Source organism: Nonomuraea sp. NPDC051298 (genome assembly GCF_055586305.1).
On record NZ_JBVJIM010000008.1, the window covers coordinates 61,879 to 77,175 of the forward strand.

Below are 15,297 nucleotides of genomic sequence, written 5' to 3' on the forward strand. Positions count from 1 at the left end.
GTTGGTTCACGGCGTCATCAGCCGTTGATCTGGGCCGTGTACTGGTCGTCGAAGAAGTCGTCGAGCTTCTTGCCCGCGGGCACGCGGCCCGCCGTGCCCAGCGCGTCATAGGTGTTCTGCAGCCCGGTCACCACCGAGGCGTCCACCGCGACCGGGGTGATGTCGCCGGCGAACGAGGCCTGGAGTTGTTCGGCCGGCACCTGCGTCTCCTTCGACAGGGTGGCGATCAGCTCGTCGTGGTGCTCATTGGTGTAGGCCAGGGACTGGCGGAACCGATCGAGGTAGTCCAGCGCCGCGGCGACCTTCTTGGGATCCCGCAACGTCTGATCGGTGAGGACCCAGTAGTTCTGCGCGTTCCACAGGCCGTTCTCACCGGTGACCAGCCAGCGCGCCTGCCCCTCCGCGACCAGCGCGCCGGCGGGCGGGGTGCAGGCCGCCAGGGCGTCGACCTGCCCGCTGACGAACGCCGCCTGCAACTCGGGGGTCGTCGCCAGGTCGACCCGCTCGACGTCCTTGAGGTAGTCGAGGCCGGCCTGCTGGAAGGCCCGGATGGCGATGACCTCGCCCGCGGTCGAGACGCCGTTGCCGATCGTCTTGCCCTTGAGCTGCTCGACCGAGGTGACCGGCGAGGTCTTGGGCACCAGAATGCCGCAGAAGTCCTTGGCCCGCTGCTGGGCGTAGACGATGTTCAGGGGGATGTCCTGGCCCAGCAGGCTCGCGGTGACGACGTCGCCCAACAGCAGCAGGTCGGCGCGACCCGACACGACGGCGGCGGCGATGTCCTTGCCGCCGGCCGCCTCGATCGGCTCAATCTTGTACGGCGTGTCGAACAGCCCTGCCGTTTTGAGGAAGGCGTTGCTGGTCGAGCCGATGGCGACCGAGAGCGTGACGTCGCTCAAATCGCTCCCGGAGCTGCCGCCGCCTGCCGCGTCCGTCGCGTTCGCCGTGCTTGCCGCGCCTGCCGTCGTCACGGCCGCACCGCCGCCGCCCTCCGGCGAGGCGCAACCTGTGGAGATGAGGAGGATCGTCGCGGCGGCCGTGGTCGTGATGAGGTGTCTGAGTGCTCTCGCCGGGGTCATGTGGTCTTCCTGTCGTCATGGCTTGGCGCGTTCATGGGCTGGGGTCGTCAGAGGGCTACGCCGAGTTCCGCCAGGAGTTCACGGCGCAGTCGGTCGAGATCCGCGGCCGTCTCGGGCCCGCGGCCGATCGTGCTCGCGTCGATGTCGCGGACGATCCGCCCACCGGCCATGACCAGGACGCGATCGCCCAGCAGGATCGCCTCCTCGACGTCGTGCGTGACGAGCACCGTCGCCGGGCGATGGCGGCGTACCAGTTGGCCCACCAGTTCCCGCATCCGGATCCGGGTCAGCGCGTCGAGTGCGGCGAACGGTTCGTCGAGCAGGAGGAGACGCGGCTCACGTACGAGTGCCCGCGCGAGCGCGACCCGCTGGGCCTGGCCTCCGGAGAGCGTCATCGGCCACGCGCTCGCGTGGTCGGCGAGTCCGACCTCGTCCAATGCCGTGACAGCGCGTTCGCGTGCGTCCGTGCCCGCGTCGGCGCCGAACCGTACGTTGTCCCCGACCGTCTTCCACGGCAGCAGCCGGGGTTCCTGGAAGACCACGGCGCTGGGCGTCGGCACCTCGACCAGCCCCGCGTCGGCGTGATCGATACCGGCCAGCGCGCGCAGCAGCGTGGTCTTGCCGCACCCGCTGGCTCCGAGGAGGCAGACGAACTCCCCGGGCTCGACGTCAAGGTCGAGGTTCTCGATGACGACTCGCTCGCCGAACGCCCGGCGCAGGCCCCGGACGGTGACGCGGTCCGGGAGGGCGGCGCGGTCAGGGAGAGTGGCGCTCATTGGCCCTCGAATCCCGCGCGCCAGGCGAGCACGCGCTTCTCCAGCAGCCGTACCAGCACGTCGACTCCGATGCCGAGCAGGCAGTAGACGATGACGCAACTGAAGATCACGTCTGTGTCGACGTACTGCTGCGCGGTGGTCATCAGGTAGCCGAGACCGCTCTTCGCGTTGATCGTCTCGGCGACCACCAGCGCCAGCACCGAGATCGAGAGGGAGAATCGCAGTCCGACGAGCGCCTGTGGCATCGCGCCCGGCAGCAGCACATGCCAGATGATCTGGAGCTGGGTCCTGCCCATCGCGCGAGCCATCTCCATCAACCGGCGGTCCACGTTGCGGATGCCGGCGAACACGTTGATGTAGACGGGAAAGAAGCAGGCGACCGCGATGATCAGGACCTTCGGCGCCTCACCGAACCCGAACCACACCACGAACACGGTGGTGAGCGCGAAGACGGGCACCGTCCTGGCCATCTGGATCGTCGAGTCGACGATCTCTTCGCCGATGGTCCAGAGCCCCGCGACCGCCCCGAGGACCAACGCGGTCGAGACGCCGAAGAACAGGCCGAGAGCGGCACGTTGGATCGAGATGAGCACGTTGTCGAGCAGGGTCCCGTCGACGGTCAGGTCCCACAGGGCCGTCGCGGTGAGCAGTGGTGAAGAGAACAGCCGGGCGTCGATCGCCCCGGTGGACGCCAGGACCTGCCAGCTCGCGACCAGCAGTGCCGGCACCAACGTACGCCGTCCGGCGGAGCGGAGGAAGTGACGCCCCTGACGGGCCGACCGTACGCGCTGGGCGTCCGCGGCCGGTGCTGCGGGAGACGTCACCTCGTGAACATTCACGACCCACGCCCGTCGTCGGATCGGCCTGGACCGATGGAGAGGTCAGGCCCATACACATCGAGAACCCAACCCCACAATGTGAGGTTCATGCCCCACAATATAGAGAAACATGTAATCTCTATCAAGTTAGAGGGTTTTTGGCTCGGATGCTGAGACGTGGAGCAGGCCATGGATCGCCTGGCCAGGCACAGGAGGGCAGACGTGGGGGAGCGCCGGCAGGATCACTCGATGGACGGAGATCATCGACTTCTTTGGCAGAATCGGGTGGTGCCCACCGTGACCCCTGATCCAGCCGCACGTCCTCGAACGGGCGCGCAGGCGATCGAACGCGCGCTGGCCGTACTGGCCTGCTTCGAGCACCACCCGGAGCGCGCCGTCACCGACATCGAGGACGAAACCGGTCTCAGCAACGCGACAGCCCACCGCATCGTGCGCGCTCTCTGCAACGGCGGGCTGCTGGCGCAGGATCCCGCCACCGAGCGCTACCACCTCGGGTACGGCACGGCGCTCCTCGGACGTCTCGCCCTGGACCGCCTCGGCCTCAACGCCACCCTGCCCCTCCTCGAGGAGCTGGCCGCCAAGACCGGGGAGGCGATCAACCTCGGGATCCGGGTCGGCCACGAGACCGTGGTCGTCAACCACGTCCCGTCCCGCCAGACGCTGCGCATCGAGGCGGCGCCTGGCGCGCGCAACCCCATCCACGCGTGCGCGATGGGCAAGGCACTGCTGGCCTACGGCCCCCCTCTCGACGCCGGCGTTCCGCTTGGCGCGATCACGCCGCACACGATCACCAGCGTCCACGCGCTCGAGCGGGCGCTGGAAGAGATCCGCGGCCAGGGCTACGCCGTCAACAACGAAGAACGCACGCTGGGCGTGCGGTCCGTCGCGGCGCCGATCTTCGCAGAAGACGGCCGCGTCGTCGCCGCGGTCGCGGTGCAGGCGCCGACAGTACGCCTGCCTCCAGAACGGGTCCCCGAGGTCGCCGCGCACGTTCTGCACATCGCCGCGGAGCTACGCGGCAAGCTGTGAAGCGCGCCGGGTCCCAACCCGGTGACCCGGCATTCCGCACCCCCAGGCTCGACCCGGCCGGCCGGTCAATCGGCACCCGGTCGGTCGTAGTAGCCCTGACCTGCGACCAGAACGCTGTCGAACCCCTCCTCGTCAGGGTCCGTCGGATAGGACATCCCGATCGCCAGCTTCGGCACGACCAAGCCGCCCGCGTCGTCCGCCACGTCGTAGCGGGCTTCCAGCTCCGCGATCACCTGCTCGGCGGGCGTCGAGAAGACGTCCATTCCCATCAGGAGCACGCGCGCCCGCGACTCGACGCCGAACCGGGCGATCTCGATCGTCTGCACCACCCCCGCGGACCCGCAGAACACATGGGCGATCACCCCCGAGTCCGTCACCCGCCAATCCAGCGGCTCGGCCCCCGGATACGGTGCGAACGGCCGCGGCGTCCCCCACGCCGCCAGCGCCCGTCCCGCCTGCTCGAACGACGCCCCCAGCAACACGGGACCGGCAGCCCGCAGCGGCTCCAACTCGATGACCAACGGCGACAAACCGCCTCCAAACTCCAAAGCCCCGGGAACCACACCAGGCGCACGGACCATCCGTCCCGTCCCAACGTAGACGGCCTCCGCCGGATCCGAGGACCTCCGGGTCCGGCTCAGCCCGGGTACGGCCCGCCGCGCCAGGAGGGCAGCGCGCGCTCCCCGACCGCCACCTCGTAGGCGGCCGTGGCCAGGAGGCGGGTGGAGTCGAGCGTGGGCAGCGGCGAGACGTCGGGCGTCACCAGGAGCGGAATCTCGGTGCACACCAGTGCGACGGCGTCGCATCCCCGCTCGGCCAGCCGCCTGATGACGCGCACGTACTCCTGTCGCGAGGCGTCGGTGAACACGCCGCTGACCAGCTCGTCGAAGATGATGCGGTTGACCGTCTCGCGGTCCTCGGGTTCGGGCAGTTCCGCGGCGATCCCGCGGGCGGCGAGCGCCCGCGGATAGACCGGTCCGTCCATGGTGTATTTGGTGCCGAGTACGGCGACGCGGGCGCGGCCGTCGCGGGCGGCCTGGTCCGCGACCACCTCGGCGATGTGCAGGCCCGGCAGGGCCAGGTCAGGGCCGGGGCGTTCGAGGGCGATGTGGGCGGTGTTGTCCGGGCAGGCGAAGAAGGCGGCACCGGCGCGGGCCAGGCGGTCCACGCTCACGGCGAGGGTCCGCCTGATCAGGTCGTGGTCACCCGAGTCCCAGGCCGCCATGCTGTAGCCGAAGGCGATGTAGTCGAGTGTCACGTCCGGGTGCTCGTGGCGGCCCGTCCGGTTGAAGCCTTCCTGGCAGTACGCGAGGAAGCTGAGCGCCGCTCCTTCCGTGCTGTGCGCCAGGATGCCGAAATGCTGCATAACGTCCTCTTATAGGTTAGTCAATGGTCGCTGTCACGCTGCCCAGCCCGGCGATCGTCGCCGTCACCCTGTCGCCTGCCCCGATCGGGACGGCCCTGGTCATCGAGCCGGACAGGACGACGTGTCCCGGTTCCAGCCCGACACCGAACGAGCCGAGCGTGTTCGCCAGCCACACCAGGGCGTTGAGCGGCGACCCGAGAACGGCGGCGCTCGTGCCTCGCTCGACGACCGCCCCGTCGACCCGCAGCGAGCAGTCGGCCGCATGCAGGTCCAGGTCGGGAAGCGCGGTCGCGTGGCTGCCGAGGATCACCGCGCCAGAGGAGGCGTTGTCCGCGATCGTGTCGACGATGGTGATCTGCCAGTCCTGGATGCGCGAGTCGACGATCTCCAGAGCGGGCAGTGCGAACGCCACCGCCCGCACCGCGTCGGCGCTGGTCACCCCGGGCCCGCGCAGGGGCGCCTCGAGCACGAAGGCGATCTCCGGTTCGATGCGCGGCTGCAGGAATCTCGACGCCGGGATCGGCTGATCCTCCTGACAGAACATCCGGGCGGTCAGGTGACCGTAGTCGGGCTGCGCGACGCCCATCTGCCGCTGCATGGCCGCGGAAACCAGTCCGATCTTGTGGCCCCGGACCCCGTCGCCGCCGCCGGTCCAGACACGGACCTGCTCTTGCTGGATGCGGTAGGCGTCGGCCGGCGTCGCACCAGGGTGGGTTCCGCTCAGCGGTGGTATCGGCGTGCCGGTCTCGTACGCGTTCAGCAGCGCGGACGCCGCCGCCCGGATCGTTCTCGGGGGCAGCCCGCTCACAGCGGCGCACCCGTGGCGAGGCGACCTGACAGCTCTGCGGCCACATCGATGATCATGTCCTCCTGGCCGCCGATGATGTCGCGCCGGCTCAGCTCCAGCAGGATGTCGCGCACCGGCACGCCGTACTTCTCCGCCGCCCGCTTCGCCGGATGGAAGAACGTCGAGTAGAGGCCCGCGTGACCGAGCAGGACCGCGGTCTCGTCGATGACCTGCGGCTGGGTCATCAAGGGCGCCATCACCCGCTCGGCGACGTCGATCAGCTTGAACGCGTCGACGCCTGGATCCCGGCCGTCGCGCTCGAGCGCCACCGCCAGGACCTCCGTCTGCGCGTTGCCCGCGCTGGCGCCCAGGCCGCACAGCGACCCGTCGATGAAGGTGGCACCGTTCTCGACGGCGGCCAGTGCGTTGCCGATGCCCACGCCCAGATTGTTGTGCGCGTGGAAGCCGAGGTCGCAGCGTACGGCCGCGCGCAGTGCCGCGACCCGCGCGCCCGCCGCGCCGGGCACCAGAGCGCCCGCGGAGTCGACCACGTAGATCACCTGGGCGCCGTACGACTCCAGCTTCACGGCCTGTGCCGCGAGTTTCTCAGGCGAGAGCTTGTGGCTCATCATCAAGAAGCTCATCACCCGCATGCCCTGGGCGCGGGCATGGCGGATGGGCTGTTCGGCGCAGTCGGCCTCGGTGCAGTGGGTGGCGACGCGTACCGTGCCGGCCCCTGCCTCGTGGCAGGCGTCGAGGTCCGCGAGCGTCGAGATGCCCGGCACGTACAGCACCGCGATGTCCGCATTCCGGACCGCGGCGGCCGCGGCGCGCACGTACTGCTCGTCGGTGGCGGCGGCGACGCCGTACTGGATGGACGAGGCGCCGATGCCGATGCCGTGCGCGACCTCGATGACGCGCACGCCCGCGGCGTCGAGCCCGTGCGCCACGGCGGCGACCTGTTCGGTGGTGAACTGGTGCGAGACGCTGCTCATGCCGTCGCGCAGGCTGGTGTCGACCAGGGTGATGCTCATACGGCCGCTCCCGCGCCGACTCGGTGTGCCACGATGCTTTCGGCGACGGTCACGGCCGCGGCGGTGATGATGTCGAGGTTGCCCGCGTACTTCGGCAGGAAGTCCCCGGCGCCTTCGACCTCCAGCATCACGGTGACCAGATCGCCGTCGATGTCGAGGAGACGCAGCCGGTAACCCGGCACGTAGCGCTGGACCTTCGCCACGGTGTCCCGGACGGCGCGCTCGATCGCCTCGTCGTCCGGGTGTCGCACGCGGGCGTACACGGTGTCGCGCATGAGCATCGGTGGTCGCGCGGGATTGATCACCGAGATCGCCTTCGCCCTGTCCGCTCCCGCGACGACCGTGAGCGCGCGAGAGGTCTTCTCACTGAACTCGCTGAGGTTCTGCCGGGTGCCGGGGCCGGCGCTCGAACTCGAGATCGCGGCCACGATCTCACCGTACGACACGTCCGCGACCTCGTTGATGGCGTGCAGGATCGGGATGGTGGCCTGGCCCGCGCAGCTCACCATGTTCAGGTTCGGCGCGTCGAGGTGACGGTCCAAGTTGACCGTGGGCACGACGTAGGGGCCGACCGCGGCGGGAGTGAGGTCAATCGCGGTGATGCCCGCCTCCGCGTACCGGGGTGCCGCGGCGGCGTGGACCTTCGCCGAGGTCGCCTCGAACAGCAGCGCGGGCGGCTCGGTCTGGTGGAGCAGCCAGGCGGCGCCGTCCGCCGACACCTCCAGGCCGAGGTCCGCCGCCCGCCGCAGGCCCTCGCTCTCGGGGTCGATGCCGACCATGTAACGCGGCTCTATGAACTCGGACCGGCGCAGCTTGTACAGCAGGTCGGTGCCGATGTTCCCGGAGCCGACGATCGCCGCCGAGATCTTCTTGGTCATCCCGCACTCCTCAGCTCGAAAACGACTTCCAGCTCGACGGGCGCGTCCAGCGGCAGCACCGCCACCCCGACGGCGGAGCGGGCGTGCGAGCCCGCGGTGGCGAAGACGCTGTTGAGCAGTTCCGAGGCGCCGTCGGCCACCTGCGGCAACTCGGTGAAGCCGGGCGCCGACGCGACCAGGACCACCGCCTTGACCACCCTGCGCACCAGCGACAGGTCGCCGACCTCGTCCTTCAAGGCCGCCAACGTGTTGAGGGCGCATTGGCGCGCGCATTCGTAGCCCTGCGCCCTGGTGACGGCGTCGCCGAGCTTTCCCGTCGCGAGCAACTTGCCGTCACTCAGCGGCACCTGGCCGGAGACGTGGACGAATGTCCCGCCGCGGGCGGCGGGCACGTAGGCGCCGGCCGGCGGCACGGCCCGCGGCAACCGCAGTCCCAGCTCGGCAAGCCGTCGTTCTGGATTCGACATGGGCTCATGCTCCGACAGGCGGGCCGGATCCATCACTCCAAGGCATGGATTAGTATGAATTCTATGCCTTGGAGGTATGACCTTCGGCTGCTCACCTATCTGGTCGCCATCGCCGAGGAAACCTCGGTCAGCGGTGCGGCCAGGCGGTTGAACCTCAGCCAGCCGACCGTGAGCCGGCAGTTGCGTGAATTCGAGCGACGCCTCGGCGTGGAGTTGTTCGTCCGCTCAGGCCGCGGGCTGATGCCCACGACGGCGGGCGACGCGCTGATCCAGCGGGCCCGCAGGGTGCTGGCCGAGGCCGACGCCCTGCTCGACGACGTACGGCTGGCCGCGCAGGGACTGACGGGCCGGCTGACGATCGGGTTCACCGCCTCGGCCATCCACGGCGTGCTCGGCAGGGTCCTCGGCCGCTTCCGCGCCGAGCTGCCCGACGTCGACCTCCGGCTGGTGGAGGTGTTCGACGACGTCGAACTCACAGCCGGGGTCCTGGACGGCTCCTTCGACCTCTCCGTGCAGCGGCTGCCGATCCACGACGTCCGCCTGGCCGGCCGTACCTGGATCCGGGAGCCGCTCTGCCTCTTCCTGCCCGCCGCCCACCCGCTCGCCGCGCACCGCGATCCGGCCCCGGTGACCGTGCTCGGCGACCTCCCGCTGGTCCTCTGGCCACGGGAGGCATCACCTCGCGCGTACGACGAGATCATGGCGTTGTGCGCTCGCGCCGGGGTCACGCCCCGGATCGGCGCGGAGGCCAGGACGGTGCAGACGATCCTCGCCCTCGTCGCCGCGGGCTTCGGAAGCGCGGTCATGGCCGACTCCTACCGGGTGCTGCACCGCGAAGGCGTCGTCGCCCGCCGTCTGGCCGGCACCAGTACGGCGGTGTACCTGGTGTGGCGCAAGGACGACACGAACCCGCTGCTGCCCCGCTTCCGGGCGATCGCCGACACTGCCACACCGACCTGACGTCCGGCCGGATCAGATTCTTACGCAATCCGGTTGTGTTAATAACGCAACCGTGATTTGCTAACCGGGAGGCCGGTGACCAGGTCGTCGTTCGCCCCCGAAGTACGGCCTGGCCCTTCCGCGGGCCGACTGACGGCACGTGCGAGCCGGGACCCACGACGAAATGGGGAGAAGCGAATGACAGGTCCGGACGGCGAGAGCAACGGGGTGACGCGGAGGAGATTCCTGGAGGGAGCGGTCGCCGCGTCCGCGGGTATGGCGGTGCTGGGCCCCGGCGTCGCCGAAGCCGCGCCCGCCGATCCCGCCGGGTCCGTGGTTCCGATCCGGCTCACGGTGAACGGCAGGCCCGAGCACGTGGCGGTCGAGCCCCGCTGGACGTTGCTGGACACGTTGCGGGACCGGCTGGACATCACCGGCCCGAAGAAGGGCTGCGACCGGGGCCAGTGCGGGGCCTGCACGGTGCACGTCGGCGGTCGCCCGGTCGTGTCCTGCCTGACGCTCGCGGTGGCCGTGAGGGAGCCGGTGACCACCGTCGAAGGTCTGGCGTCCGGGGACCGGCTGCATCCGGTGCAGCAGGCGTTCCTGGAGCACGACGGGTTGCAGTGCGGCTTCTGCACGTCCGGCCAGATCATGTCGGCGGCCGCGCTGGTGGACCGCGGCGAGGTCGGGGACGACGACGACATCCGCGAGTACATGTCGGGCAACATCTGCCGGTGCGCCGCCTATCCGAACATCGTCGCCGCGGTCCGCCAGGCCGGGAAGGGAGACCGTTGATGCGCGCGTTCGAGTTCAGCGCGCCCGAGACGGTCGACGCCGCGGTCGCGCACGGCCGGGCGGGGGCGACGTTCCTGGCCGGCGGCACGACCCTCGTCGACCTCATGAAGCTCGAGGTGCTGACCCCGCAGCGGGTGGTCGACATCAACGCCCTGCCGCTGCGCGGAATCCGGGCCGAGGGGACCGGCCTCTGGATCGGCGCGCTCGAACGGATGGCGGACGTGGCCGCGCACCCGCTCGTCCGCGGCCGTTTCCCGGTCGTCTCCCAGGCGCTGCTGAAGGGTGCGTCCCAGCAACTGCGCAACATGGCCAGCATCGGCGGAAACCTCCTGCAGCGCACCCGGTGCGGCTACTTCAGGGACCCGGCCGCCGCGTGCAACCGCAGGGTGCCGGGGAGCGGGTGTCCCGCCATCGCCGGGTCCAACCGGATGCAGGCGATCCTCGGCACGAGCGACTCGTGCGTCGCCACGCACCCGAGCGATCTGGCCGTCGCCCTCGTCGCGCTGGACGCGCGGGTCACGCTCCGCGCCACTGACCGCGAACGCGTGATCCGGCTGGCGGATCTGTACCGGCTCCCCGGCGACACCCCGCAAGCCCTGTTCACCCTCGAGCCCGGCGAGCTGATCACGGACGTGGTCATCCCGGGGCTGCCATGGGCCGGGAACTCGTCCTATCTGAAGATCCGCGACCGGCAGTCGTACGAGTTCGCCCTGGCGTCGGCGGCGGTCGCGCTCCGCACGGAGCACGGCGTGATCAGGGACGCGCGGATCGCGGTCGGCGGGATGGGGACCGTGCCCTGGAGGCTGCCGAAGGTGGAGGACGCCCTGCGCGGCCGGCCGAGCGGCCGCCCCGCGTTCGAGGCGGCGGCGGAACTGGCCGCCGAGGGCGCCAGGACGCTGGCGGACAACACGTTCAAGCCGACTCTGCTCAAGCGCACGATCGTGCGCGCGCTGCTGGAACTGGAAGGCTGACATGACCTCACCGCTGGGTACTCCGGTCGACCGGGTCGACGGCCTGGCCAAGGTCACCGGGGCGGCGAAGTACTCCGCCGACCGGTCCCCGGACGGCCTCGCGTTCGGCTACCTCGTCACGAGCACGGCCGCGAACGGGACCATCACGGCGATGGACGTGACCGCGGCACGCCGCTCGCCCGGGGTGCTCGGCGTCTACACCCCCTTCGACCCGTTGCGGATCATCGGTCCCGCGACGAACAAGAGCGGGGCGGACGCACCGTTGCAGACCAAGGACGTCCACCACTACGGCGAGCCGATCGGGCTGGTGGTCGCCGAGACCTTCGAACAGGCCCGTGCGGCGGCGAACACGGTCCGGGTGTCCTACGACGTGCGCCCGCCGGTGACGTCGCTGCGGGACGGGATCCCGACGGCGGTGGAACCACCCATGAGAGACGACGAGCCCGCGGTCGTGACCGTCCTGCGGCCCGGGGTGCCGTCGATCGAGGCGGCGCTCGACGCGAGCGAGGTCGTCGTGCGGGCGACCTACACCACACCGACCCAGAACCACCTGGCGATGGAACCGCATTCGGCGGTGGCGTCCTGGAAGGCCGGCACGCTGACCGTCTACACGGCGAATCAGGGGTCGAGCGTCCTCGTTCCGCAACTGGCGACCGCGATGGGGATCCCGGCGGACCAGATCCACGCGATCTTTCCCTTCACCGGAGGGGCGTTCGGCGGGAAGTTCAACACCTACGCCCACATCACCCTGGCCGCCGCCGCGGCCCGCGAGCTGAACCGGCCGGTCAAGGTCGTCTTCACCCGGGAGCAGGTCTTCTCGGCCACCTCCACGCGCCCGGACACCGTCCAGAACATCGCGCTGGGCGCGCGGGCCGACGGCACCCTGACCGCGCTGCGCCACGACGCCTGGGGGACCTCCTCCATCTCCCGCCCGTTCGTGGAACTGTCGTCGCACCGGACCTCGCGCCGGTGGTACGCCACGCAGAACCTGGAGATCAGCCAGCGGGTGGTGCCGTTGAACGTTCCCGGCACGTCGATCATGCGTGCCCCGGGGGAGGCCACGGGGTCGTTCGCGCTGGAGTCCGCGATGGACGAGCTGGCCTGGAAGCTCGGCATGGACCCGATCCGGCTGCGCATGAAGAACTACGCCGCCACGATCCCGGGCGGAGACCTCCCGTGGTCCAGCAAGCACCTCGACGAGTGCTACCGCATCGGGGCCAGGGAGTTCGGCTGGGACCGGCGGCCGCGCGAACCTCGCGCGACCAGGGACGGAAACTGGCTCGTCGGCACGGGCATGGCCACCGCCGCGTATCCGGCCTTCCGCTACCCGGCGACGATGAAGGTCGCCTACCTGTGGGACGGCACGGCCGAGGTGTCCGGCAGCACCTCCGACCTCGGCACCGGCATGACGACCGTGCTGGCCCTCGTGGGGGCCGACCGGGTCGGGCTGCCCCTGCGGCGCGTACGGGCCCGGCTGGGGGACTCGCGGCTGTCCCAGGCCGGGTTCGTCGGCGGCTCGTGCGGGACGGCGAGCGTCGGCCCGGCGATCATGGCCGCTGCCCGGGCCGCCACCCGGCGGTTGCTGACGCTGGCCGTCACCCACGCCGACTCACCGCTCCACGGGACCCCCATCGAGGACGTCCGGTACGAGTCGGGCCAGGTGCGCGGCCCCCGGCGCGCGGTGCCGTTCGAGGCGGTGCTGCGGGCGACCGGATCGCCGCGCATCGAGGGCGAGGCGTCGGCCGCGCCCGGCGACGAGACGCGGCAGTACGAAATGGACTGCTTCGGCGCGACCTTCTGCGAGGTGCGGGTCCACGAGCTGACCGGGGAGGTCCGGGTGTCGCGCCTGCTCGGCGTGATGGACGCGGGCCGGATCGTGAACCCGAAGACCGCGCGCAACCAGATCATCGGCGGGATGGTGTGGGGCGTGTCGGCCGCGCTGCACGAGGGTCTGCACTACGAATCATCGGGCAGGCTCGCCAACGGCACCCTGGCCGACTACCTCGTGCCGGTGAACGCCGACATCCCGGACGTCGAGGTGCACTTCGTGGAGTACCCCGACCTCATCCACAACCCGCTCGGCGCCAAAGGCATCGGCGAACTCGGCATCGTCGGGATGGCGGCCTCGGTGGCCAATGCCGTCTACCACGCCACCGGCAAGCGCGTCCGCGACCTGCCGATCACCCTGGAGCAACTGCTGGACTGACTGTCACGGCGTCCTCGTCGTGCGGTGGACTGCCGGCCTGCGCGTCGTGCCGGTGCTGGGCGGCGATGACGTCGGCGGTGTGCGATCCGATCCACGACAGCAGCGTCTGGAGGGCGGTGGCGAGCCCTTCGCCGAGGGGCGTCAGGGAGTAGGAGACCTTGGGGGGTACGGAGGGGACGACCTCGCGATGCACCAGGCCGTCGCGGACGAGGTCGCGCAGGTTCTGGGACAGCATCTTCTCGCTGATCCCGCCGATGCGGTCGCGCAGAAGGTAGAAGCGCAGCGGACCGTGGCGCAGCGCGGCCAGGATGAGCATTCCCCAGCGGCTGGTCACGTGGGTGAAGACGGTCCGTCCTGGGCAGTCGCTGTTGAATACGTCACTCATCGGGTCGGGCATGGCGCGCGTGTCCTGGTTTCCTACCTTCATGGCCTGCACCTTACCCGAAGGTATGCCCTTACCTTTGGTAAGCCCAGTTCCTAGAGTGTCGCCATGCCTGACATCGCTGTCGATAGGGCCGGTTGGAGGCAGTGGACGGGGCTTGCCGTCCTCGCGCTCCCCGCCATGCTCGTGATGATCGACATGAGTGTGCTGCACCTGGCCGTACCGCGCCTGAGTGCCGATCTCGATCCCAGCGCCGCCCAACTGCTGTGGATCACCGACATCTATGGCTTCCTCATCGCCGGCGCGCTGATTCCCATGGGTGCCCTGGGCGACCGCGTCGGCCGCCGGCGGGTCCTGCTGATCGGCGCGGGCACGTTCGGAGCCGCCTCCGTACTGGCCGCCTACGCCCCCACCGCCGAAACCCTGATCGCCGCCCGCGCCCTGCTCGGCCTGGCCGGGGCGGCGTTGGGCCCCTCCACCCTGTCGCTGATCAGCGTCATGTTCCACGATCCACGGCAGCGCACGACCGCCATCACCGTCTGGATGGCCAGCTTCATGGCCGGCGGAGCCGTGGGCCCGCTGGTGGGCGGCGTGCTGCTGGAGTACTTCTGGTGGGGATCGGTGTTCCTGGCGGCGGTGCCGGTCATGGTGCTGCTGGTGGCCCTCGGGCCGATCCTGCTGCCCGAGTACCGCGACCCTCGGCCCGCCCGGCTGGACCTGCCCAGCGCGGCGATGTCGCTGATGGCGGTGCTGGCCGTGGTGTACGGCATCAAGGAGATGGCCAAGGACGGCGTCGCGCCGGTTCCCGCGGCCGCCATCGTCGTCGGGCTGGCCGTCGGCGTCCTGTTCGTCCGCCGGCAGCGGCGGCTCGCCGATCCCCTGCTGGACCTGTCGCTGTTCGCCAACCGCGGCTTCACCGTTTCGCTGAGCACGCTGACCATCACCGTGATCTTCATGCTGGGCACCCAGTTCCTCATGGCCCAGTACATGCAGATGGTGCTGGGGCTGTCCCCGCTCGCCGCCGGTCTGTGGGGACTGCCGCTGGTCGTCGCGGGCACCGTCGCGATCTTCGTCGCGTCGGCGTTGGCGGGAAGGATCCACCGTGCTCACGTCTTCGGAGCCGGGCTGGTCATCGCCGCCGCCGGTTTCGCCGTACTCACCCAGGCCGACGCCTCGGCCGGGCTGCCCGTCGTCGTGACCGGATCCGTCCTGTTGTTCGCCGGTCTCATGCCGGTGTCGGGACTGGGCATCGACCTGATCGTCAGCGCCGCCCCGCCCCGGCAGGCGGGATCGGCCGCAGCCGTGGGGGAGACCACCCAGGAACTGGGCGGCGCCCTCGGCATCGCCCTCGTCGGCAGCCTGGTCAACGCGGTCTACCACGGCCGCATGGCGACCGTGGTCCCCGACCACCTCCCCGCGGCCGCGGACACGCTCCCGGCGGCTCTGGCGGCGGCCCGGCTCCTTCCCGAGCGCCTCGGGGAGGAACTCGTCACCCACGCGCGGAACGCGTTCGCCGACGGGCTGCAACTGACCGCCGCCATCGCCGTCCCCGTCCTGCTCGGGCTGGCCTGCCTGGCCGTGCTTCTCCTCAGGCGCGTCAACCAGGACGCCGACCCGCCGGCCGACGAGGATCGGCCGGTGACGACCTCTTCGCCGCAGGCGTCACGCTGACGGCATGGTGGTGATTTATCGCAACCATGTTGCACTATTACCGCAACCATGTTTCACTAGCGAGGTGGCGCCGCGATC

At 70.4% G+C, this 15,297-nt stretch carries 16 protein-coding genes; 6 read left to right on the plus strand and 10 right to left on the minus strand.

Annotated elements, in window-relative coordinates; genetic code table 11:
* Positions 1-17: 17 nt before the first annotated feature.
* The 3 genes from ACZ6S0_RS23690 to ACZ6S0_RS23700 are packed head-to-tail and all read right to left on the minus strand — an operon-like array spanning position 18 to position 2,679.
* Positions 18-1,079, minus strand: coding sequence for a PhnD/SsuA/transferrin family substrate-binding protein (locus ACZ6S0_RS23690; protein ID WP_465921387.1), 1,062 nt, complete (start codon positions 1,077-1,079; stop codon positions 18-20).
* A gap of 47 nt (positions 1,080-1,126) precedes the next feature.
* Positions 1,127-1,855 carry an ABC transporter ATP-binding protein gene (locus ACZ6S0_RS23695; protein WP_465921391.1) on the minus strand — a complete coding sequence of 243 codons (729 nt, stop codon included), beginning with the start codon at positions 1,853-1,855 and terminating at the stop codon, positions 1,127-1,129.
* Positions 1,852-2,679: an ABC transporter permease gene (locus ACZ6S0_RS23700; protein ID WP_465921393.1), complete on the minus strand. Its 828-nt coding sequence runs from the start codon at positions 2,677-2,679 to the stop codon at positions 1,852-1,854. Before ACZ6S0_RS23700 ends, ACZ6S0_RS23695 begins: the two co-directional genes overlap by 4 nt.
* 291 nt (positions 2,680-2,970) lie before the next feature.
* On the opposite strand from ACZ6S0_RS23700, the gene ACZ6S0_RS23705 reads away from it, so the two are divergent.
* Positions 2,971-3,723 carry an IclR family transcriptional regulator gene (locus tag ACZ6S0_RS23705; RefSeq protein WP_465921395.1) on the plus strand — a complete coding sequence of 251 codons (753 nt, stop codon included), beginning with the start codon at positions 2,971-2,973 and terminating at the stop codon, positions 3,721-3,723.
* A gap of 65 nt (positions 3,724-3,788) precedes the next feature.
* Here the strand turns inward: ACZ6S0_RS23705 and ACZ6S0_RS23710 are convergent, their stop codons facing one another.
* From ACZ6S0_RS23710 to ACZ6S0_RS23735, 6 genes are all read right to left on the minus strand, one after another.
* Positions 3,789-4,253 carry a hypothetical protein gene (locus tag ACZ6S0_RS23710; RefSeq protein ID WP_465921397.1) on the minus strand — a complete coding sequence of 155 codons (465 nt, stop codon included), beginning with the start codon at positions 4,251-4,253 and terminating at the stop codon, positions 3,789-3,791.
* Between the two features lie 107 nt (positions 4,254-4,360).
* On the minus strand, positions 4,361-5,089 hold the full coding sequence (locus tag ACZ6S0_RS23715; protein ID WP_465921399.1) for an aspartate/glutamate racemase family protein: 729 nt from the start codon (positions 5,087-5,089) through the stop codon (positions 4,361-4,363).
* 16 nt (positions 5,090-5,105) lie between these two features.
* Positions 5,106-5,897, minus strand: a complete 792-nt coding sequence (locus ACZ6S0_RS23720) for a 2-keto-4-pentenoate hydratase (RefSeq protein ID WP_465921402.1) — start codon at positions 5,895-5,897, stop codon at positions 5,106-5,108.
* The gene (gene dmpG, locus ACZ6S0_RS23725; protein WP_465921404.1) at positions 5,894-6,910 is read right to left on the minus strand and encodes a 4-hydroxy-2-oxovalerate aldolase; all 1,017 of its coding nucleotides are present in this window, start codon (positions 6,908-6,910) and stop codon (positions 5,894-5,896) included. Before dmpG ends, ACZ6S0_RS23720 begins: the two co-directional genes overlap by 4 nt.
* Entirely contained in the window at positions 6,907-7,788 is an 882-nt protein-coding gene (locus ACZ6S0_RS23730) for an acetaldehyde dehydrogenase (acetylating) (protein WP_465921407.1), read from the minus strand. Before ACZ6S0_RS23730 ends, dmpG begins: the two co-directional genes overlap by 4 nt.
* A complete protein-coding gene (locus ACZ6S0_RS23735) occupies positions 7,785-8,255 on the minus strand; it encodes a RidA family protein (RefSeq protein ID WP_465921409.1) in 471 nt (156 codons plus the stop codon). The genes ACZ6S0_RS23730 and ACZ6S0_RS23735 overlap by 4 nt, the downstream gene beginning before the upstream one ends.
* 63 nt (positions 8,256-8,318) lie before the next feature.
* Between ACZ6S0_RS23735 and ACZ6S0_RS23740 the strand changes: the two genes are divergently transcribed.
* From ACZ6S0_RS23740 to ACZ6S0_RS23755, 4 genes are all read left to right on the plus strand, one after another.
* Positions 8,319-9,215 (plus strand): LysR family transcriptional regulator, encoded by an 897-nt coding sequence (locus ACZ6S0_RS23740; RefSeq protein WP_465921411.1) that lies wholly within the window; start codon positions 8,319-8,321, stop codon positions 9,213-9,215.
* Positions 9,216-9,392: 177 nt separating this feature from the next.
* A complete protein-coding gene (locus ACZ6S0_RS23745; RefSeq protein ID WP_465921413.1) occupies positions 9,393-9,989 on the plus strand; it encodes a (2Fe-2S)-binding protein in 597 nt (198 codons plus the stop codon).
* Positions 9,989-10,960: an FAD binding domain-containing protein gene (locus tag ACZ6S0_RS23750; RefSeq protein ID WP_465921417.1), complete on the plus strand. Its 972-nt coding sequence runs from the start codon at positions 9,989-9,991 to the stop codon at positions 10,958-10,960. The genes ACZ6S0_RS23745 and ACZ6S0_RS23750 overlap by 1 nt, the downstream gene beginning before the upstream one ends.
* Before the next feature lies 1 nt (position 10,961).
* Positions 10,962-13,166, plus strand: coding sequence for a xanthine dehydrogenase family protein molybdopterin-binding subunit (locus ACZ6S0_RS23755; protein WP_465921419.1), 2,205 nt, complete (start codon positions 10,962-10,964; stop codon positions 13,164-13,166).
* Here ACZ6S0_RS23755 and ACZ6S0_RS23760 read toward each other — a convergent pair.
* On the minus strand, positions 13,141-13,593 hold the full coding sequence (locus ACZ6S0_RS23760) for a winged helix-turn-helix transcriptional regulator (RefSeq protein ID WP_465921421.1): 453 nt from the start codon (positions 13,591-13,593) through the stop codon (positions 13,141-13,143). The two genes, ACZ6S0_RS23755 and ACZ6S0_RS23760, sit on opposite strands and share 26 nt — an antisense overlap.
* 63 nt (positions 13,594-13,656) lie before the next feature.
* Here ACZ6S0_RS23760 and ACZ6S0_RS23765 point away from each other — a divergent pair, with 63 nt between their 5' ends.
* The gene (locus ACZ6S0_RS23765) at positions 13,657-15,219 is read left to right on the plus strand and encodes an MFS transporter (RefSeq protein ID WP_465921424.1); all 1,563 of its coding nucleotides are present in this window, start codon (positions 13,657-13,659) and stop codon (positions 15,217-15,219) included.
* The last annotated feature ends 78 nt before the right edge of the window (positions 15,220-15,297 follow it).

Excerpts from the sequence above, each read along its gene's own strand:
- ACZ6S0_RS23740 (WP_465921411.1), top strand. The coding sequence starts at position 8,319 with ATGCCTTGGAGGTATGACCTTCGGCTGCTCACCTATCTGGTCGCCATC.
- ACZ6S0_RS23755 (WP_465921419.1), top strand. The coding sequence starts at position 10,962 with ATGACCTCACCGCTGGGTACTCCGGTCGACCGGGTCGACGGCCTGGCC.
- ACZ6S0_RS23765 (WP_465921424.1), top strand. The coding sequence starts at position 13,657 with ATGCCTGACATCGCTGTCGATAGGGCCGGTTGGAGGCAGTGGACGGGG.
- ACZ6S0_RS23735 (WP_465921409.1), bottom strand. The coding sequence starts at position 8,255 with ATGTCGAATCCAGAACGACGGCTTGCCGAGCTGGGACTGCGGTTGCCG.
- ACZ6S0_RS23715 (WP_465921399.1), bottom strand. The coding sequence starts at position 5,089 with ATGCAGCATTTCGGCATCCTGGCGCACAGCACGGAAGGAGCGGCGCTC.
- dmpG (WP_465921404.1), bottom strand. The coding sequence starts at position 6,910 with ATGAGCATCACCCTGGTCGACACCAGCCTGCGCGACGGCATGAGCAGC.
- ACZ6S0_RS23690 (WP_465921387.1), bottom strand. The coding sequence starts at position 1,079 with ATGACCCCGGCGAGAGCACTCAGACACCTCATCACGACCACGGCCGCC.
- ACZ6S0_RS23695 (WP_465921391.1), bottom strand. The coding sequence starts at position 1,855 with ATGAGCGCCACTCTCCCTGACCGCGCCGCCCTCCCGGACCGCGTCACC.
- ACZ6S0_RS23745 (WP_465921413.1), top strand. The coding sequence starts at position 9,393 with ATGACAGGTCCGGACGGCGAGAGCAACGGGGTGACGCGGAGGAGATTC.
- ACZ6S0_RS23750 (WP_465921417.1), top strand. The coding sequence starts at position 9,989 with ATGCGCGCGTTCGAGTTCAGCGCGCCCGAGACGGTCGACGCCGCGGTC.
- ACZ6S0_RS23730 (WP_465921407.1), bottom strand. The coding sequence starts at position 7,788 with ATGACCAAGAAGATCTCGGCGGCGATCGTCGGCTCCGGGAACATCGGC.
- ACZ6S0_RS23760 (WP_465921421.1), bottom strand. The coding sequence starts at position 13,593 with ATGAAGGTAGGAAACCAGGACACGCGCGCCATGCCCGACCCGATGAGT.